At 48.6% G+C, this 19,883-nt stretch carries 19 protein-coding genes; 5 read left to right on the top strand and 14 right to left on the bottom strand.

Going from position 1 to position 19,883, the window contains the following annotated elements; all coding sequences use genetic code 11:
- Positions 1-15: 15 nt before the first annotated feature.
- Positions 16-1,077: a uroporphyrinogen decarboxylase gene (hemE, locus tag K331_RS0123350; protein WP_028592134.1), complete on the bottom strand. Its 1,062-nt coding sequence runs from the start codon at positions 1,075-1,077 to the stop codon at positions 16-18.
- 293 nt (positions 1,078-1,370) lie between these two features.
- Here hemE and K331_RS0123345 point away from each other — a divergent pair, with 293 nt between their 5' ends.
- Positions 1,371-2,579 (top strand): MFS transporter, encoded by a 1,209-nt coding sequence (locus K331_RS0123345; protein ID WP_028592133.1) that lies wholly within the window; start codon positions 1,371-1,373, stop codon positions 2,577-2,579.
- 367 nt (positions 2,580-2,946) lie between these two features.
- Here the strand turns inward: K331_RS0123345 and K331_RS0123340 are convergent, their stop codons facing one another.
- Positions 2,947-3,579, bottom strand: coding sequence for an O-methyltransferase (locus K331_RS0123340; RefSeq protein ID WP_028592132.1), 633 nt, complete (start codon positions 3,577-3,579; stop codon positions 2,947-2,949).
- A gap of 394 nt (positions 3,580-3,973) precedes the next feature.
- Here K331_RS0123340 and K331_RS0123335 point away from each other — a divergent pair, with 394 nt between their 5' ends.
- The 3 genes from K331_RS0123335 to K331_RS0123325 all read left to right on the top strand — a co-directional run bounded on the left by K331_RS0123335 (position 3,974) and on the right by K331_RS0123325 (position 8,480).
- On the top strand, positions 3,974-5,125 hold the full coding sequence (locus tag K331_RS0123335; protein ID WP_028592131.1) for a THUMP domain-containing class I SAM-dependent RNA methyltransferase: 1,152 nt from the start codon (positions 3,974-3,976) through the stop codon (positions 5,123-5,125).
- A 239-nt stretch (positions 5,126-5,364) separates the two neighbouring features.
- Positions 5,365-5,976, top strand: a complete 612-nt coding sequence (locus tag K331_RS0123330; RefSeq protein ID WP_084165548.1) for an SMI1/KNR4 family protein — start codon at positions 5,365-5,367, stop codon at positions 5,974-5,976.
- 512 nt (positions 5,977-6,488) lie between these two features.
- Positions 6,489-8,480, top strand: a complete 1,992-nt coding sequence (locus K331_RS0123325) for an LTA synthase family protein (RefSeq protein WP_226383689.1) — start codon at positions 6,489-6,491, stop codon at positions 8,478-8,480.
- A gap of 118 nt (positions 8,481-8,598) precedes the next feature.
- Here the strand turns inward: K331_RS0123325 and K331_RS0123320 are convergent, their stop codons facing one another.
- The 12 genes from K331_RS0123320 to K331_RS0123265 form a co-directional block, all read right to left on the bottom strand.
- Complete coding sequence (locus K331_RS0123320; protein WP_028592128.1) at positions 8,599-8,871, bottom strand: hypothetical protein; 273 nt, start codon at positions 8,869-8,871, stop codon at positions 8,599-8,601.
- Between the two features lie 98 nt (positions 8,872-8,969).
- Positions 8,970-9,209, bottom strand: coding sequence for a DUF1450 domain-containing protein (locus K331_RS0123315; protein WP_025679326.1), 240 nt, complete (start codon positions 9,207-9,209; stop codon positions 8,970-8,972).
- Between the two features lie 22 nt (positions 9,210-9,231).
- A complete protein-coding gene (locus tag K331_RS0123310; RefSeq protein WP_018885953.1) occupies positions 9,232-9,534 on the bottom strand; it encodes a heme biosynthesis protein HemY in 303 nt (100 codons plus the stop codon).
- Positions 9,535-9,631: 97 nt separating this feature from the next.
- The gene (locus tag K331_RS0123305) at positions 9,632-9,886 is read right to left on the bottom strand and encodes a hypothetical protein (protein WP_028592127.1); all 255 of its coding nucleotides are present in this window, start codon (positions 9,884-9,886) and stop codon (positions 9,632-9,634) included.
- 228 nt (positions 9,887-10,114) lie between these two features.
- Positions 10,115-11,017 carry a M14 family metallopeptidase gene (locus K331_RS30325; RefSeq protein WP_036635666.1) on the bottom strand — a complete coding sequence of 301 codons (903 nt, stop codon included), beginning with the start codon at positions 11,015-11,017 and terminating at the stop codon, positions 10,115-10,117.
- A 339-nt stretch (positions 11,018-11,356) separates the two neighbouring features.
- The gene (locus K331_RS0123295) at positions 11,357-14,032 is read right to left on the bottom strand and encodes a cation-translocating P-type ATPase (protein ID WP_028592126.1); all 2,676 of its coding nucleotides are present in this window, start codon (positions 14,030-14,032) and stop codon (positions 11,357-11,359) included.
- Between the two features lie 457 nt (positions 14,033-14,489).
- Positions 14,490-15,299, bottom strand: coding sequence for a glutamate racemase (gene racE, locus K331_RS0123290; RefSeq protein ID WP_028592125.1), 810 nt, complete (start codon positions 15,297-15,299; stop codon positions 14,490-14,492).
- A 262-nt stretch (positions 15,300-15,561) separates the two neighbouring features.
- Positions 15,562-15,957: a YtxH domain-containing protein gene (locus K331_RS30320; protein WP_051289989.1), complete on the bottom strand. Its 396-nt coding sequence runs from the start codon at positions 15,955-15,957 to the stop codon at positions 15,562-15,564.
- A gap of 145 nt (positions 15,958-16,102) precedes the next feature.
- A complete protein-coding gene (locus K331_RS0123280; RefSeq protein ID WP_028592124.1) occupies positions 16,103-16,750 on the bottom strand; it encodes a helix-turn-helix transcriptional regulator in 648 nt (215 codons plus the stop codon).
- A gap of 17 nt (positions 16,751-16,767) precedes the next feature.
- On the bottom strand, positions 16,768-17,208 hold the full coding sequence (locus tag K331_RS0123275; RefSeq protein ID WP_028592123.1) for a DUF86 domain-containing protein: 441 nt from the start codon (positions 17,206-17,208) through the stop codon (positions 16,768-16,770).
- Positions 17,209-17,238: 30 nt separating this feature from the next.
- Positions 17,239-17,526 carry a Dabb family protein gene (locus tag K331_RS0123270; RefSeq protein ID WP_018885961.1) on the bottom strand — a complete coding sequence of 96 codons (288 nt, stop codon included), beginning with the start codon at positions 17,524-17,526 and terminating at the stop codon, positions 17,239-17,241.
- A 163-nt stretch (positions 17,527-17,689) separates the two neighbouring features.
- Positions 17,690-18,919: a polysaccharide deacetylase gene (locus K331_RS0123265; RefSeq protein WP_051289988.1), complete on the bottom strand. Its 1,230-nt coding sequence runs from the start codon at positions 18,917-18,919 to the stop codon at positions 17,690-17,692.
- A gap of 330 nt (positions 18,920-19,249) precedes the next feature.
- On the opposite strand from K331_RS0123265, the gene K331_RS0123260 reads away from it, so the two are divergent.
- Positions 19,250-19,834, top strand: coding sequence for a helix-turn-helix domain-containing protein (locus tag K331_RS0123260; protein ID WP_028592121.1), 585 nt, complete (start codon positions 19,250-19,252; stop codon positions 19,832-19,834).
- Positions 19,835-19,883 lie beyond the last annotated feature (49 nt).

Genomic DNA, 19,883 nt, shown 5'->3' with positions numbered 1-19,883 from the left:
TTGTGCGTATATAAATTAACGCGTTACTCCTACACCTTTGCTAATAGCCGCTGCTGAATATTCATGAATGTAAGCTGTCAGCTCACGCAGCTTATCGAGTGACGCTTCAGGGAATAACCCATGTCCCAGATTGAAAATGTAGCCAGGACTCTGCATCCCCTCGTCCATAATCACCTTAGCCCGCTCCTGAATCACCTTCATCGGAGCTGTGAGCACGTACGGGTCCAGATTGCCTTGTACACTAAATTTGCCCCCAAGTCGATGTCTTCCTTCGGTAATGGATACGCGCCAGTCAAGGCCAATAACATCAGCCTTAAGCCCTGAAAGCAACGGTAACAGCTCTCCCGAGCTCACGCCTGGAAAATAGATCTTGGGCACGTGCAAGTCCGCTAATTCGTCAAAAATCCGCCGAATCGTTGGCAATACGTAATATTCGAAATCCTTGGGCGCGAGCGCACCAACCCAGCTGTCGAATAGCTGGAAGGCCTTACCACCATTAGCTATGTGCGCACGTAGATACGTAATAACCATATCGCCCAGCTTATCCATGAGGCGGAACCACATGCCTGGCTCTCCATACATCATTTCCTTTGTACGAATATACCCCTTGGACGGTCTGCCTTCGATCAGATAGCTTGCAATCGTGAATGGCGCTCCGGCAAAAGTGATCAGCGGTACCTTCAGCTCACGATCCAGAATGCGGATGGTCTCCATAATGTGACTCAGGTCCGCATCCACATCAATGGGACGCAAGCGGTCGATATCTGCTGCACAACGGATCGGATTCTCGATGACTGGTCCTATATTTTTTACGATATCAAAATCAATACCGAGCGAAGCAACCGGATTCATAATATCCGAATACAAAATAGCAGCGTCCACTCCTAGCTTGCGTACTGGCATTAGAGTGACTTCTGCGGCTAATTCAGGCTGTTTGCATATTTCAAGTAAGGAATATTTCTCTTTGATCTTACGATATTCCGGGTCGTATCTCCCGGCCTGCCTCATGTACCAGACAGGAATATGATCCACCTGCTCCCTATAGCAGGCGCGAATGAATGTATCGTTGTATGTCATTAATGTAAGCCCCCAATTCAAGTAAATACCCGACCGTCGAATTGCGACTTTCGCAATCCTTTGCGCAAAACTCTTATATTATTATGCCCTTTTTAGCAAGCCGGAACAACCTCGATACAGCCGTTAACGATGACAAACCCGTGACAGTTGGATAAAGTTTGCATGAAGTGTGTTATACTAGTGGGACGGCTTTTTTGGGTTTATCACCTTTTAAAGACCCCCGATCCGTTTCTATCTGCAGCAGTTGGATATATAGGAATCAGGGCTTCTGTTGGTGAAAGGATGTGTTCGTCTTGCCAAGATGGAAGATCAACCTGATCGTGCTCTGGTTTGGTCAATTTTTGGTTAATGCGGGTATGACTATGATTACCCCGTTTTTATCTTTATATCTTGCGAGGGATTTGAATGTTGTAGATGAGCATGCGATCGGCCTATGGGCAGGCTTTATTTTTGCCGCTAACTTTCTGACCTCGTTCATCTTCCAGCCCTTGTGGGGCAAGCTGGCTGACCGCTATGGACGAAAAATCATGCTGCTGCGCTCAGGCTTTGGCATGGCCATCGTTATCGGGTGTATGGGCCTTGTCACTCATCCCTGGCAGCTCCTTGCACTGAGACTCCTGAATGGTACAATTTCGGGATTCAACCCAGCCTCAATCTCTCTGATCTCCAGCACGACTCCCAAAGAACGGATGGGCTTTTCCATGGGGATCATGCAGTCGGGACAGATGGCAGGGACGATTCTGGGACCGCTGCTCGGTGGATTCATGGCGGATCTGGTCGGGTTCAGACCCATCTTCTACATTACAGGTGGCCTGATTTTCGCGGCGAGCTTGTTGGCGTTATTTCTGGTAAAAGAGAATTTCAGCCGCTCAGAGGCAGCCAAGATGCCGCAGACCTCTGTCCTGGAAGGCCTGAAGGAATTGAGCCATACACCACAGCTTCCGGCTCTGTTCACCGTTACCTTCCTGCTGCAGTTCGCCATGATCAGTACCGTGACCTTGCTACCGCTATATGTACAGAATTTGTACGGAACCGTTGAGGGCATCGCGCTCGTGGCTGGATTCGTGACTGCAGTAACCGGCTTGTCCAACATGATCTCTTCACCGATTCTCGGTCGGGTAAGCGACAGGGTCGGGGCACATCGCGTGCTGCTGGTAGCACTGGCGGGTACAGCTATGATGCTTATTCCCCAAGCCTTCGTACAATCAGTCACCCAGCTTGCAGCCGTCCGATTCATGATGGGGGTATTTATGGGTGGACTTCTGCCCAGCGTCAATGCGCTAATCCGCTCTTACACACCAGAAGGAATGGAGAGCCGAGCCTTCGGCTTCAATACCAGTGCTCTGGCGCTGGGGAACATGCTGGGCGCTGTTATTGGTGGGGTGTTGTCGGGCTTCATTGGTATTGAGGGCTTGTTCATTATGTCAGGCTGCATGCTGCTGGTGAACATGGTCTGGGTGCGCCTGAAGCTCTACAAGCACACGGAGCATGAATTTAGATAAGCAGTTATTGAAATGCCATGAAATGGCTACCTGGGCCAGCTCTTGTTTATTTATGTAGAATATACGTTGGGAGCTTGGGTGAACGTTCCGCGAACAGATCGTTGTTCCAATCGCTTCTCCACAACCATTCTGTCCTCTCCACTGTTCAAGCGGGGGAGCCATAATATACCGTGAATCAATTCTTTCCATTACACGTGAGTGTGGGGCAAAGACAGCAACAAATGACCACAAACGCCAACAAGCAGCGATTCTCCAATAACAGAATCGCTGCTTGTTGGCGTTTTATGCTTTTACTTTCTTTTTCTTGTTCTTTTGGTTTTGAGAAGACACGAACCTATCTCCGCCTACCTACATAGAGCAGACTTTTTTACTTGACCCGAGCGAGAGCCAGCCCGTCGTAAGCAGGCAGTAACAATCCTGTCAATCGCTCATCGCTTGCGATCATCTCATTGAAACGACGCACCGCCTGTACGGAAGGTCCATTTTTGTCCGAATTAAGCGTTCTGCCGCGCAGAAAACAATTGTCCCCTGCAATGATAGCCCCAGAGTTAGCAAGGGAAATTGCATATTCCAAGTACACAGGATAATTCTCTTTGTCCGCATCAATGAAAAAGAAATCAAATTTTCTGCCCTCAGCCTGCAACTGCTCCAAGGATTCCACCGCTGGGCCGATCCGGTACTCTACCTGTCCTCCATAGCCATTCTCCGCCATGTGCTTGGCTGCCAGATCAGCATATTCCTGCTTCAGCTCCAATGACGTAATTCGCCCGTCCTCGCCAAGGCCTCTTGCCATGCACAATCCGCTATAGCCACCTAACGCTCCGATCTCCAATACCTGCTTGGACTGAGCCAGCTGTACCAGGAAGGTCAGTAACCGACCATAGGCATAAGCCACTGACACCTCAGGCATTCCTTTCTCCTTGATGGCCTCCTTAATCCGCAGCAGTGCCTCGTCTTCCTTATATAATTGGTCTACATATTCGTCCGGGGACCAGTTCATAATCATCTCTCCTTAGCTACAATACAGCCATAGCCCCACAAGCTCAGCTCGGACTAGGCCAGTTCCATACTTTATCATAAGATAATTGTGTCGGCCAGCACAATCGCCTATACTGTAAAGATCGAATATTACGCGATCCTTGGCGGACCGAATACCTTGACCGAATCTGATTTCAGGTAAAATAATTCGGAGAGCGTAGTGGTTAGCGGAAAACGAGGAAGTCCTAGAGAAACGAAGTGTCCATCTTTAAGCTTGCTGTTCATCAGTTTTTCCATTTCGTACGAGAACAGCAGCAAGCTTAACAATGGTCGACAGGGCTCCCCGCTTGCAGCGGCCCTAAACTCTGGTCAAAGGTGCCAGACTCCGCAGGATCGAGATGGAGTGAATACAAGCAATGTCCCAACTGCAATTAATCGCTACAGCGCCCATGGGCTTGGAGGCTATTGTAGCCAGAGAGCTCAAGGAATTGGGCTACCATGATCAGATTGTCGAGAATGGACGAGTTATCTTTAGCGGAGATTTTATTGATATTTGTCGCTGCAACCTGTGGCTCCGTACCTCAGATCGAATTTTGGTCAAAATGGGAGAGTTCCCGGCTACTACCTTCGATGAGCTCTTTGAAGGAACTAAAGCCTTACCTTGGCAGGACTGGATTCCTCAGGATGGAGAATTCCCTGTAGAAGGACGCTCTCACAAATCCCAGCTTAGCAGTGTACCTGCCTGTCAGGGTATTGTGAAGAAAGCGATCGTCGAGAAGCTCAAGGAAACGTACCATACAGAGTGGTTCCCTGAAGACGGTCCACGTTACGTCATCGAAGTCATTATGCTTAAGGATCAAGCCCTTCTGACGCTGGATACGACGGGTCCTGGTCTGCATAAGCGCGGCTACCGCAAGCTGGTCACGGAGGCTCCACTCAAGGAGACACTCGCTTCGGCGCTCATTCAGCTCAGCCGCTGGACACCAGACAGACCGTTCTATGATCCATGCTGTGGCTCAGGCACACTCCTGATTGAAGCTGCCATGCAGGCGTGGAATCTTGCTCCGGGCATGCGTCGCACCTTCAACTCCGAGCGCTGGCCTGTCATTGGCAGCGAACGCTGGGAGCAGGCTCGCGAGGAGGCTATGGACCTTGTGCGCGACGATGTAGAATTCCACATCGCAGGTAGTGACAATGATCCAGCAGCGATCAAGGTAGCCGAGGCTGCTGTGAAGAGTGCCGGATTGGCTGGAGAGATCAGACTGGATATTCTTCCTGCCTCCAAGATCCGTCTTGAAGGAGAGTACGGCTGTATGATCACCAACCCACCTTATGGTGAGCGTCTGAGTGACGCTCCGGAGGTCGAGAAGCTGATCCGTGGCCTTGGACTTACGGCTGCTGCCGTACCGACATGGTCATTCTTCACCATCAGCCCGACCAAGCAATTCGAGCACTACTGGGGACGCAAGGCAGACAAGCGTCGCAAGCTGTTCAATGGTCGCATCGAGTGCCAATATTATCAGTATCTCGGACCGCTACCCCCACGCCGCAAGTCTCCACAGGAGTAGTAGGGCAATAGAATACACAGACGACACCACAAGCGTTGTCTTCAAAAATTTCAGCTCATAAGCTTCCTTCGGGCCGACCTAACCGCATACGATTAGGTCGGCTCGCCTATTTGCATCGAAATATGAGCTTACGTATAATTTCTGTGAGGCCTGCACGGTGTGACACCTACCATGTGAGACCTACAAATTGAGACCTACAACAATTAGTTATGACTAACAATGTGGGAGGATACGAGCAGATGAGCACAGAACAGATGCCAGAACAACGAGTATATACATTAATGGATGAACTGGAGAATTTGCTGCAGGACAAAGTGCAGGATGAGGAGAATAAAGAATTGTTCGACTCGTACCGCCAGCTTGGAGGAGTAACAGACGAGCAGTTGGATGCCTTTGAGCAAGAGCTTGGTGTTCGTTTGCCGAACGATTTCCGTACCTTTTATAAACGCAAGAATGGTAGTGGGTATGGCTTTCATATCGTATATCCAGATCACGAGAAGGGCAGAGAAGCTTCACCCTTTTACTTACTGTCCCTGGAAAGGATACTGAAGGAGCAAGCGATGGTTGTAGAGAGTACATTAGACCAATACTACACCGCTGAGGAAATTAGCAACCTGGATTCTCGAATCAAGCCTTATTTATTTCAAAAGTCATGGATTACGTTTGGCATGCTTGGTGGAGGCTCCGTGTGTCTGATGCTCGATTTTGATCCGAGTGCACAGGGAACGTATGGGCAGATAATTATGTACGAGCATGATCCGGATTTTATATATTACGTGTCAGAGACATTTACAGAGCTTTTAGAGCAATCCAATCGTAATTTAAGCTCAATCGAGGCACTTGAGTACTAAGGCAAGAGAGAGCTATTATCCCTACAGCTGTTGCAGCTTGCCCTTGTATCCTTTAGTCGGGGCAGTCCTGTAACTAACCTCATATGGATTCCAGAACCTCCATAGCTATGGAGGTTTTTTGAGTTGGTTACGACCAACAAACGTTCCTTTTTTCATCATTAAATGAATATACAGCAAACGGTTGAAAAGCTACAACTGGAGGCTATAATAAATAAAGGCCTTACCCGCATTAACATTACGTTAATATTCCATTTACATGAAGCTACATGTGGCAGGCGATAGACTGCACTCTGTAAGTATTGCAGAGCTATATAGAATAGAGAGTACAGTGCATTGCTGCTACTTCGTGCCTTGACCAATCAGATGTGAGTATAGACATGCTCTATGAGCCAAGCGCCAGTACAGCCGATACTTAGAGCTTGCATGATAGAATTTCGTGATGGTATAGAGATATGTAAGGCTATAAAGGGGGAAATCCATTGTTAAGACGCAAGACTCGCACATTAAGCAGCCTGGGCGAGAACAAGTATGCGTGGCTTCGGGCTGGCTCCGGGTTATGGCTATTCATCGGACTCATGCTATATAAGCTGACACTGTTACATCATCAGCTCGATGCCCAAAATATTGATATGAATCCGGTCGATTATCTGATCGCAATCGGTTCCCTGCTGCTCGCCTCCTTCTGGACCTTGTGGCTACCAGGTCGTGCGAGACAAGCCGCTTTGCTGATACTTCATGTAATTATGACAGCAATCATCTATTCGGATATGGTGTATTACCGCTATTTTGGAGACTTCATTACGATTCCGGTACTATTACAGGCTGGACAGGTCGATTCCTTGGGAGACAGCATTGCTTCGCTGCTGTACTGGAAGGATATTTTCTTCTTTATGGACTGGATGATCTTCCTGCTCTGGATGATGGTGAAGCTTGCTCGCAGACGCAGGGCCGCGTACAGCATGCGCCTCTCGACTCCGAGGAGCCCTCGTTCCCGTTGGGTATGGGTCCAACGCCTGGTCAGCGGAGTAGTTGCCTTTGCCCTTGGATGGACTCTGACCTTCGTGCCCATTAACATCTACACATCTACCTGGGCCAAAGGCATCTTTGTCGGCAACTGGTGGTCGCTGGCTTTGTACAATGTTACAGGGCTAGTAGGATTCCATGGTTATGATCTTTACCGCTTCGGGAAGGAGCATATCGGGCCGAAGCCGGTGCTGGGGAACGAACGGACCGAGGAGGCCAAAGCCTGGTTCGATCAGCATCAGCAGCTTCTCAATACGGACAATGACCTGCGTGGAAAATTCAAAGGCAGCAACGTGATGGTCATTCAGGGCGAAGCATTTATGAATTTCTTCATCGGTCAACAGGTTGGCGGCGAGGAGATCACACCCAACTTCAACAAGCTGATGGAAGAAAGCATGTATTTCAGCAATTTCTATCACCAGACGGGTCAGGGTCGTACCTCTGATGCTGATTTCAGTGCACATAGCTCTCTGCATCCGTTGCCTACCGGATCAGTGTTTATCCGATATCCAGCGAATACATTCGACATGCTGCCCTCAATTTTGAAAAATGAAGGCTATAGTCCTAATGTGTTTCATGCTTATGACAGCAGCTTCTGGAATCGTTATTCCATGTATAAAGCGATGCATTATGATCGTTTCTACAGTAAGAAGGATTTTGTCATTGACGAGCCGCTCGGATGGTCACTCGGTGACAAGTCCATGTTCAGACAGTCTCTTGAAGCATTGACGACGGACGTAAAGAGCCCGTTCTATGCGTTCATGATTACCTTGTCCAGTCACCACCCTTATACTCTGACTGCGAAAGAGAACGTATTAGATGTCGGTGAACTTCAGGGCACGATGCTTGGAGATTATCTACAATCCGTGCATTATGTCGATGCTGCCCTAGGCGAGCTGGTTGAGCAAATGAAGCAGGACGGCTTGTGGGATAATACCATTCTGATGTTCTATGGTGATCATGACAACTCCATTACAGAGCAGAAGCTGTATGAACAGTTCACAGGCCGTTCACTGAATGCACTGGATATGCAGCAAATTATGAATCAGGTTCCCCTCCTTGTGCACGTTCCTGGAGGTTCATTGCAGGGAGTAGACTCCCAGCCAGCTGGACAGCTTGATCTGACGCCTTCTATTCTGCATTTGTTAGGCATCTCCCCAGAGCCTTATCATTTCATGGGGAATAATTTGTTCGGAGATGCTGAACGGATGGTCGTGCTCCGCTCTGGCGCCTTCACAGACGGTAAAGTATATTACATCCCATCGGCTGATCAGGCTTTCGAGAATGGAACCTGTTATGATCTTGCGACGCGGACACCAACTGATGTACAGGCATGTGGACCAGGATTTCAGGAAGCTAAAAAGCGGCTTCAGATATCAGATGAAGTGATTACTTACAACCTGTTGCAGCTATGGGAGAATAAAGAGAACTTAGTCAACCCGAAGTCGACGAAGCCAACAGAAGCCGATACAACAAACTAATTATTCACATACAGATATGGACGCTTGCCGTCCTAAAATAAAAAAACCGTTGCATCGCAGATGGGATACAATCTCCAAATGCGAAGTAACGGTTTCTTTGTAAATAAAATGTCTGAAGCTACTGACGACGGTGCACCTGCTTAACCGCATCCAGACGCTTCTCTTCAATAGCCAGCATGTCTGCAGCCACCTCAACAGCTTCCTCCCCAAGACTTTCCTTCGCCTGCTGGATTGCATGCTCAGCATGGTCCTTGGAGCGCTCGGCCTGCTCGATCAATTGCTCCATCGGGTGCGACATCGCTTGGGATACCGCATTATGCAGCCTGTCAACAGAGTTTTGCGTCTGAGCCTCCACACTGTGGGACTGCAGTCCGGAATCGTACTGTGCCATGAACAGCCTCCTTCATCAGCTTAATGAATGCCATTCATTAATATGAGTCAGTGAAGCCCTTCTTATGCAGAGTCTCATGCCATTTCAGCGCACAAGGCTTAAGAATTGATTGAAGGCTGCTTGATGAACGCGGCAGCTTTGGCCAGCACCTCATCCTCTGTCGGCGCGCTGACATATCGACCATTCACATAGACGAAAGCCCGCTTGCCGCATGGTCCGCAATAGGATTTGCATCCAACCTTAATCTCGGCATCTGGCGCCATTTTTTGCAGCTTGGGCAGGATAGATTTCATCCGGACAAATTGGCACTTATCACATACGCGTATATCGTTAGCCATAATTGTTCCCTTCCATTAGCGATTAATGATCGCCGTGGTTGCCCTTGGAAGCATTCGTAATTACGAAGCCCTCTTCAGGAAAATACAAATAGTCAATCTTGACACCGTCCAGCAAGTCCTGTCCAGTCTCCAGAATCACATCGATCCCTTTATCCGTAGTTACTACAGTATCGTTCTCACCCGGCGTGTCCAAATCCAGACCGTAATGGGCGTGATCCCCGTGTGCATGAGTAATGATAACTCGCAGCTTCTGACCGCTGTTCTCCGGTTTGTCCAGCTCGCGTTGAAGCACCTTCGCAGCATTGCGTGTAATCTTGCAATTCATGGCTCTCATCTCCTATATAAACAAAATTCATTGGCGTATAGTCAATATTCCTATTGTAAAGAATATAGTGCCATTACGCAATACACAGCGCTGCTTCCTAGACCAATAAATCAGGATATTTCCGCTCCACACGCTTCACAAACCAGGTCAATAACAGCACACTAATTGCAATATCATCCAGTGGCATGAAAGGAATCGGAATCAGCACATCAGGCAATATCCAGTACAGGGCTATTGGGATAAGAAACAGCAGCTTTTCTCTCCATGGAACTCTCGAAGAGCGGAGAAGCTTGGGCAGACGATGCATGAGATGACTCCAGCGACGAAGAGGCGGTACTTTTTTTACCTTCATACATTCACCCATTTTCTATGAAATTAAGTCAAAAAAGGCAGCATAACGACATGTTCATGCGTGAAAGCAACGCATGCAGTATTATACGAATAGCCGCCTCTGTGGTTGCATCGCATCATTTCATCGTTGTACCAATTGAAATTTTGCCACAGCGATTGACCCATTTATGTCGTTATATCAGTTGTTGCTCGCCGCTCCTGCTGATCGAGAGTCTGCCCCGCCTGCTTTTTAAGAGCAAATGAGCAAATTCATGGCTTCGCTTAGTATGTGGTGAGTATCTTGCTTTAATCCTGTCAGATCCTCTAGCGGAAGTGGGTTAACCCCTTTGCCAAGCTCGATCGTGAAGCCAGGACGCCCATATGCCGCGATGAACCAATCCTTGTAGCCAGCGTCGCTCCCGCTTAGCTTGATCGGCGGATAACCGATGGCTTCCCCCAGATTCCTCGCCCAGGATTCGCTATATGACGGCTCCATATCCCTGTAATTCCAGTAAATCTCCTTGCCTTGTGTATGCAGTGCAATTGTCATATCAGGATTTAGACCTGCAGTCCAGTCCACCAGAGCACGAGCTTCTGGCTCAGATAACGGTGCAGGCCCACCATAATCGCGCGGCCCTGGCCCATCTACATCACGCCTCATAGCCTCTTCTTCCCAATAAGCAGGAAATTGGTCGTTCAGATCCACACCCCGAATATTGGCTTTCCAGCCGCTAAAGTCCGTCAGACCATTGTTCAGTATTACCACTTCGCTATAAAATGGCTGATTAGGGGCTAATCGCTCCAGTACCAGCTCCACTCCATCCGGGTTTACCATGGGAACCGCACAAATACACGTCTTCGCCAGCCATTCTTCCGCAGAGTGCCCTTCGAAGGTCTTTCCTTCATGAAGCGCCTGCGCATAGCGATACATAAAGTCCATCAGGCAAGGAGCCGTAATCCACTCATTCGCATGCATCGCTGCCTGTACGAGTAACTTGCGTGGTCCCTGCCCAATCTGAAGGTAAGGAATCGGCTGGTCCATCACGCTCGTTCCAATGCTGCCCGTGCTGATTCCCAGCTCGCCATAGAGCGTCTCCCAGCGCTGGATATCCTGTGTCATTTCCTGAAGACCATACCCGGTTAAAGACACCATATCGCCTCCCCATTACTGCCTGCGCAACAGCATTGTTACGCAAGCTCAAAGATAGATTAGTTAGTTACCCGAATAGACCAGCATCGCGTTCCACGGATATTACATGGATATTATAAGTGTACTAAAAGCTGTGTCAGTTATGCCCTTTTGTACACAACCGATTGCACACACCGGAGTGATTGCAAGCCGAACACGAAAAAAGCTACCATAGTAGCTGATCGCTGCCTCGGTAGCTTTTCGATGATCAGAAAAGACTAACTTCTGACTTCAATACATCTCAAAGTGTATTTTTGCATATACGCAAGATTTCATTTCAAGCATTAGCTCATCGCGTTACATTTAAGTCGATTTTGTCATAAGAGTATCTGCGTCTTGTCGAGTAACCATTCTACGGACTATTTTGGCTAATTCCATCAAGATTACCGCGCCGAGTGCTAGACCAGCGGCAGTCAACCATTCTGTCATGCCGAATGTAGCTGGAATCGAGAATATATCTCTGACTCCTGGTAGAACTGTAACACCGTAAAAGGCGAAGCAGACGAGTACCGCTCCAATGACATATTTGTTGCTGAATAATCCGACTTCAAACACCGTCAAGCTGTTTGAACGAGCAGCAAAAGTCTGAAGTGTGCGGGACAAGATCAATGTAGTAAAAGCCATGGCTACGCCTAGATCTGGGGAATGCTGAATCCCGATATATAGCGATACAATGACGGCTATCCCGATTAGCAGGCCACGGATAATGATCGACTGCATCATACCCCCAGCAAATATGCCTTCTTTAAGGTCTCTAGGTTGTCTCTTCATCACATCCGGTTCAGGCTTCTCCATACCTAGTGCAATGGCGGGCAACGAATCATTAGCCAGGTTGATGAACAGGAGCTGAATGGCTGTAAAAGGATTCACCCAACCGAGCACCAGAGCAAAGAGGATGGCAATAATGGCTCCAAGGTTGCCTGAGAACAAGTAAGCAATAGCTTTCTTGATATTGTCGAATACTGTTCTACCTACGGATACCGCATTGACGATGGATACAAAATTATCATCGGTCAAAATCATCGCAGCTGCGTCCTTCGCCACAGCAGTTCCACTTCCCATAGCAACCCCGATATCCGCCTGCTTGAGGGCAGGAGCATCATTTACACCATCACCAGTCATTGCCGTTATCTTACCCTTCCGTTGCCATGCACGGACAATCCGGATTTTATTCTCTGGAGAGACCCTCGCGTATACACCGATCTGCTCCAGCTGCTGGTCAAGCTCCTGATCTGACATCGCATCTAGCTCCTGGCCTGTTATGGCAATTTCATGCTCGGTCATCAGTCCGATATCGCGGCCGATTGCCTGTGCAGTGGTCTTGTGGTCACCAGTGATCATAATCGTCCGTATGCCAGCCTTTTTAGATTCCTCTATTGCGCCATACACAGCATCACGTGGAGGATCAATCATGGCCGACAAGCCTACCAACACCAAATTTTGTTCATCCTCCAAGTCAATCCCCGTTACAGAATTCGGAACAGTTTTGTATGCATACGCTAATACACGCAAAGCTCTAGCTGAGAATTCCTCATTCGCCTGGATAAAACGCTCTTGCAGCTCCGAAGTTAAGGGGACTTCCTGATCCCCTAACAGAACGTGTGTACAGCGATCAAAGAGCACATCTGGACCGCCCTTGGTAAGCATTGCTTTTTGTCCGTCAAACGTGTGCAGGGTAGACATCATCTTGCGATCCGAATCAAATGGAAGCTCCGCCTCACGAGGGAAATTATCTCGTATTTCCTTATAGTCTCTATTCTTGCTATTGCTAAAGGCAATCAGGGCTACTTCCGTCGGATCACCCAATTCTTTTCCGTCCTCATTGATACTGGAGTCGTTGCAAAGTACAGCAATGTGCAGAAGCCGTCTTGCCTCAACAGGCCAGTCTTTGGAATGCTGCTTGAATGGGTCGTCATCTACTTGCGGCAAGAAATAGTCAACAACCGTCATTTTATTCTGAGTGAGCGTGCCTGTCTTGTCTGTACAAATAATACTGGCAGAGCCCAGCGATTCAACTGCTGGAAGCTTGCGGATAATCGCATTCTGCTTCGCCATTTTATTCGTACCTACTGACAGGACGATGGTGACGATGGAGGACAACGCTTCTGGAATCGCGGCAACAGCTACAGCTACAGCAAACATAACAGCACTCAGGATGGCTTCGGTAGTATCTACCGTATCCGCTGATAGCCAAATACGTCCAGCCTGGATACCAAAAATTAAAATGGATAGCGCCAGTACCGCTATTCCTAATTGCTTGCTAAACGCATCCAGCTTACGTTGTAGCGGTGTCTGCTTAGCTTCCGCATTTTCAAGAAGTTCGGCAATTTTACCGATTTCAGTAGTTAACCCTGTTCCAGTAACGACAATAGTTCCTCGTCCATAAACGACCAAAGAACCGCTAAAAGCCATATTACGCCGGTCTCCGAGAGGGGCTTCAGAGCCAATGGTGTCCGTGTGTTTATCAGCAGCTTCCGATTCCCCAGTAAGCATGCCCTCGTTAACCTTCAGGCTTTCCGACTCCAGCACACGGCCATCGGCAGGCACGAAATCACCAGCCTCTAATATGACAATATCCCCGCGAACCAGCTCTCTTGCTGGCACAGTTTGTAATACTCCGTCACGCAGCACCTTAGCTTCCGGGGCAGACATCTGTTGCAAGGCAGCGAGTGAGCTTTCCGCCTTACGAGTCTGAATGACGCTAATTACAGCATTCAGGATCAGTACGAGGAAAATAATGAGCGATTCCATAACATGTCCTAACACAATTTGGACAATGGCCGCTATAAGCAGTACAACCACCATGGGGTCCTTGAAGTTCTCAAGGAAAAGTCTCCAGATCGGAACCTTGTTCTTCCCCTTTAATTCATTGTAGCCGTCCCTTTCCAGACGCTTTTCGGCTTCTGCAGAACCAAGCCCCTTGGCTGTGCTCTGCAGTTCCTGTACACTTTCAGTTCCGCTAATACGGTAATACTCCACGGATGATTACTCCTCTCTAGGGCTGACTTTTGAGCAGGTCATCATGAGTTTTTTGGAAGCTACAATGCTCATGTATGTATCTTGTAAGATTCCCACCAATTTGGCGGAGTCTTCGACCTTTATTAACAAGCTACGGTACTAAACCGTAGAAAGTTTCAATTTCACCCGACAACCGACGTACAATCAATAACGATTGACCATAAACAGATAGTTATAAAATAAAAAGAGCTGGCGCTTTCTTAGCTTTCTCATTTTCTTGTAAACCAATTACGAATCTGCTTAACACTCTTCTCGCAAGAAATTCATTTTCCCGCCACTTACTGGTAAAAGAAAAAGCATTACCATAAGAATCCCATAAAGGAACTCCCTATGATAATGCCCCATTGAATCGTTTCATTCTAGTGTAAGTCTGATTGTAACACTAATCGAACACCTTTATGCTCAGAAGGTCACCTGCCTAATCCAGGTGAGTCACCTGCCACACGACAGGTGTCTTACGCAAGTGATCACCAAGCCACTGCTTGGCTATACTCTGAAATAATTGTGGATCGCCTGAGCAAAAAAACTGATGGACGGGCAGCTCTCCACTGGTTGCCAGCTTACCTTTGTCATAGAGGATTGTACTGGTCTCCCGAGCAGTCTCGTCCGCAGAGCTAATAAGCTTCACGCGTGGCCCCATGACCTCCTGAATGGTCTCGGTCAGGAAAGGATAATGTGTACATCCCAGAATGAGACAATCAATGGGATGCTGCTTCATTCCTTGTAGCGATTCCTCTACTACAGCCGTCGTATGCTGTGAACGGAATTCACCTTGCTCTACCAATGGCACCAGCTGCGGACATGCATGACTAACTACATCCACGTAGGGTGACAGCTGCTTCAGCGCCGCGGTGTAAGCCCCGCTACCAACCGTCCCTACTGTACCAATGACACCGACATGGCCTGTCTTCGTTGCACTGATGGCGGCTCTGGCTCCAGGATGAATAACTCCAATCACGGGGATATCCACTCGTTCACTGATTTCATCCAGGGCAGCAGCAGTTGCTGTATTACATGCGATAATAATGACTTTGGGATTGAACTGGGTCAGAAAATCCACAATCTGTCCTGTGAATTTCCGCACCTCTGCAGATGGACGAGGGCCGTAGGGCGTGCGCGCGGTGTCCCCAAAATAAATGATTTTCTCCCGCGGTAGCTGACGCATCACTTCCTTCACGACGGTCAGTCCTCCTACACCGGAGTCCAATATTGCGATTGCTTGCTGCACTTACACACCGCTTCCTTCTTCTCAAATATCGACCAGATTGACAAAAGGTCGTTGCTACATACCTTATGTATTGGAGCAGTAAAAGGTACCCACAAATATTACCCGAAATGCATCTGTGCAGCAATACTTGTCCTGACTCTGCTACTCCTAGGCAAAGTATACAGATCTTCCCCGGATATAGAGCCCCAACAGACAAAGACCGCCCGCCTTACCCCAGCACGTATATCCTGGCGGGGATAGGACAGTCGGTCCAGTTGTGTTCTTAGATTGTAGTGTCCTTCTGTTCTTCAAACGTATCCTGCTCTTCCTCAATGGACTGCAAGCGCTCCTCGTTCGCACGCTGCTGCAGCTCCTCAAACACTTCCACGAGCGAGGACAATACAACCTTCTCTTCCTCCGTCGGCTGACCGCTGCGCCATTCCTGCACTTCCTGGACGGCAAATGCAGCCGTGTCCTTCACAATATCCAGAATCTCTGAGCCGGAAGCACCAATCTTCTCTGCCCACACCTGTCCGGCCTCAGTGACCGTACGGGATGTCTCAGACAAGTTCTGACGCAGCTCTTTGCCGGATTTCGGGGCAAGCAGCAGAGCGGCAGCTGATCCTGCAGCAGCTCCGACCAGAATTCCCCACAATATTCCTTGTTGCTTTCCGTTCATTCCAACCACTCCTTCGCGGGTGGGAGCAGACTAATTATGGCTACTGCGTGGCGTCTAGTCCGACTCCCTGTATGTTCCGGGCGAATGCCCAACTGGTGTACTGTATTATAAGCGGAGGAGGCTTGTCATGACACAGAGGCCAAGCTTATTTTCTGCTATCCTCGGTCCGCGGACGAATTCGATACAAGCAACAACGCCCACCGTCCGCCAGACAATCGGTACGGACTACTTCTGCATCAAGTAGCTCCTCGAACATATCCTTCTCACATTCACAGGCTCTCCGATATTGCTTGGCTACCTGTGAGATCGGACAATTATATTCGTAGAAGGAGTAGCTCCCATCCTCCTCCTGCTCCCAGCTGGTCATATAGCCGGCAGCATGCTGAATATCCGCTAGCTCGCGGACACGCGAGCGAAGCGATTCCCCGCTGAGCTGTGGAGCATAGCGCTTGAGCAGCTTCCTTTTGCGCCCTTCAAACAACGCATGCACTGCAGATGAGCCCTGCTCATCTGCAAGCTCCTCCAGAAGCTCCAACATCAGATGATCATAATTACGAGGGAACTGCTCGTCTCCCAGCGATGTGAGTCCGAACATATATAGCGGTCGGCCCATAGCCTGCCGCACAACACTCACCTCAATCAATCCGTCCTGCTCCAAGGACTTGAGATGACGGCGCACCCCCATCTCCGTGATGCCCAGCTCGGAGGCCAGTGGGCTAACGCCCATTGGACCTCTTGTTTTGAGAAGTGTCATAATCATCCGGCGAGTAGGCATTTCGGGTATATGATTCATTGGCTCGACCTCCAACGTTAGCGGTCTGTCGGCATCGGGCCTAGTTCGCGTTCCAGATATTGCCGTACGCATGTTGCAAACTTGTCCAGGTTGTCTACCAACAGAGGCGTCAACGGATGCAGCTCTGCGCGCTTCCAATGATAGTATTCCTGTACAAGCGGCTTACGAAGCGAGACGAGCTCATGCAGGGAAGGAAAGATCTCAGAATCAATGACCTGCTCCTCATGTATGATTCCAATAATATCTTCATAGCTGCTAGCATCGCGCATGATGAAGCCATCAATAATGAAGCTTCCCACATCTGTAACGGATTCAATGGCCAAATGCAGACAACGTTCCTGCACTAGTCCCAGTGTCAGGCTCCCATCCCAATCACGAATAGCCGTCTTCAAGCCCTCAATGATCTCGGGAATCGCACTCAGGCGAAGCTCTATTTGTTCCCTATTTACGTAGTACAACGACAAGTACCTCCATCCCGATGTCCTCAGTTAAATTTCGTAATCAACCGCCAGCGAAATATCCTTCACTTCATTAATATGCTTGACCACTTCCTGATGGACCGGATGATCGTTATAGATTTTGAGATCCTCCAGCGATGCTACGACGGCGGTTAGCGCGATATCGAATGAACGCTCGGAGCGAATCACATCTGTTCCGACCTCCAGGGACAGAACCTCCTTGATCTTGCCGTTCATGCCCCGCAGTACGGATGCCGTATGCTCAATACTTTCCGGTGAACGGTCTTTCAGCTTGAAGAATACGATATGTTTAATCATGGACAGGCTCCTAACGATAATAGAATAGTATGCTTGTCCCAAAATTTTAACATACCCGTTACGATTGGGGAAGCCGATTCACGTATACGCCAGGTGATATGACTCAAGAATGATTTCTCTTTGACCTAATTGCGAATGATGATCCCACTACGAATTGTGTTCTCTATCTGTGATCATTCCAGAAATTGAGAGGAGTCATCTCCTCTGTAAGTGTCTCGAACTGATACCCCCGCTTCTGAAGCTCAGCAAGCAGCTGCGGTAAGATCGTTATCGTAGGCTCCTGGTCATGCATCAGAACTACTGGCGCACGCCCTGTGCGACTGATCTTCTCCACATCCTTGAGCACCGATGCTACAATATGCTCTGGATTCTTCTTGTACTTCCAGTCCAGTGAATCCACGTTCCAATCCCACATCCGGAATTCCCCCTGGTGCATGGCATTACGATAGGAATCCTTCATATATGGTTTGCTACCATAAGGCGTCCGAATCAGACGTGTCTGAACACCTGTTGTCTTGAGCAGGATCGCATTCGCATCCTTCATCTCCTTGAGCGCTGTGGCTGGCGAAGCATAGAACTTCTTCTCCACGTGTGTCATACCATGCAGGCCCAATCCATGCCCATTGTCCATCATCTTGCGAACAACATCGGGATGCTGCTGAATCTGTGGCCCCAGCATGAAGAAAGTCGCCTTGGCATCATATTTGCTTAATATGGACAGGAGCTCATAGGCATGCTTAGTTGGACCATCATCAAAGGTCAGGTACAGAACCTTCCCCTTCGTCGGTGTGGTGCCTTTACTTCCTTTATTAGAATTACTCTGCTGTACAAGCTTCTGACGCTCCTGAATCGCCGCAGCGTGAGCCGCAACGAATTGCTGGTCAGTCATAGTCGCTGTTCCATTTACGAGTCGATACACACCAGGAGCAGGGTTCGTAATGGTATAGCCCAAGCCCGAAGCCACATCTCGAATTGGAATCAACGTTCTATTATTCCGGATGATCGTCTCTCCCGTCTTCAAGGGCATAGTCATATGATACGCCCCCAAAGATATGGTTAAATCGTTATTCTGGACTACCGTACTGGCCCCCATGGCCTTCGCCAATGGGACAACTGCTACATACATACGCCCTTGTAATGTAACCGCCTCGGCTTCCTTATCCTGCAATAATTCATCATTTATGCCCACTACCAGTGCTGACGCTGAGGCTGTAGCAGCATAGCTACTGCTGGACCATAGCAGACTCATCATACACAGTAGGAGAATCAGCCCTGCGCGCCATATTCCATTCAGCCCTTGGGTTCTAATACTTGTTGCTCTGTGGCCTTTATTCGTGAGGTACAAGTCATGGGGTATTGCCATTTGAATTTGTGACTGAAGCTCTGTCTGCATCTCGATCCACCATCCACTCTCTCTTTATCTCAAACGAAACTATCAATCCGTTCGAAACATATCTTATAGGATAGTTTAAGAGATTGTGTAAATATTGGGATACAAAAATAAAACATTCCCGCAATCTGAGGTTACAATTCAGCAATTCTTTGGCCCAGCAAGCCACTCAAAACCGTTGTCCGGCTTGCATTTTCAATCATTCATATTAGTCGTTAGGACCTCTTTTCATCACACGGATTATGTCTATAGCATTACATGAAAATAAGTTGGAGGACACTTGCACTCCCCCCGGTGTTATTGTAGTATTTGATTAAAAAAATCGGAGGGTATATGCCTAAACAACAAGAACGACACTCTATACAGGCGTGGTCTCTGATCAACCGCAAATATTTGGGAAAAGGCGTACGCGTCAAGCGCTTTCGCAAACCGACCCGCTGTCAGATCCGTAACAGGATCCTTCTTGCCGTATTAATGGCGAATGATATCAAGCTGTCGCAGCTGGCTGAGGAGCTATCCATCTCCTCTCGCAGTGTAAGCGCATGGGTATATGAAGGCCGTATTCCTGGAAATACCAATCTGGAGAAAGCCTGCCGTTTGCTCGGCTATCCCCGCCATATCCTCTTTAATGAATCGGTAGTGCGGAGCTCACCAATGATTTGTCAGCCCGCGCCTTCACGTTTTATGAAAAGAACGGTAACAAGATCACCTGTAAAAAACCGCATTCTTGCTGGCCTGTGTATGGTTCATGATCTATCAGTAACGGACGTTAGCCACTGGATTGGAGTGCATCCTGGCACATTCCGCAAATGGCTCCATCAGGGGACCGTTCCTTCACAGACCTTTCAGGATCAAGCAGAGCAGTTTTTTCGGATTCCAAAATCCATTCTGTTCGCAGATGCCATGCTGACCCAATAATTGCGGCATCCAGGGACGATGCATTTTTGCGCGAATCCACTACTACCAA

The sequence above is a fragment of the Paenibacillus massiliensis subsp. panacisoli DSM 21345 genome (genome assembly GCF_000426545.1).
Taxonomy (GTDB): domain Bacteria; phylum Bacillota; class Bacilli; order Paenibacillales; family Paenibacillaceae; genus Paenibacillus; species Paenibacillus panacisoli.
The sequence above is the reverse complement of the archived record's forward strand: the minus strand, read 5'-3'. Positions and strand labels throughout refer to the sequence as shown.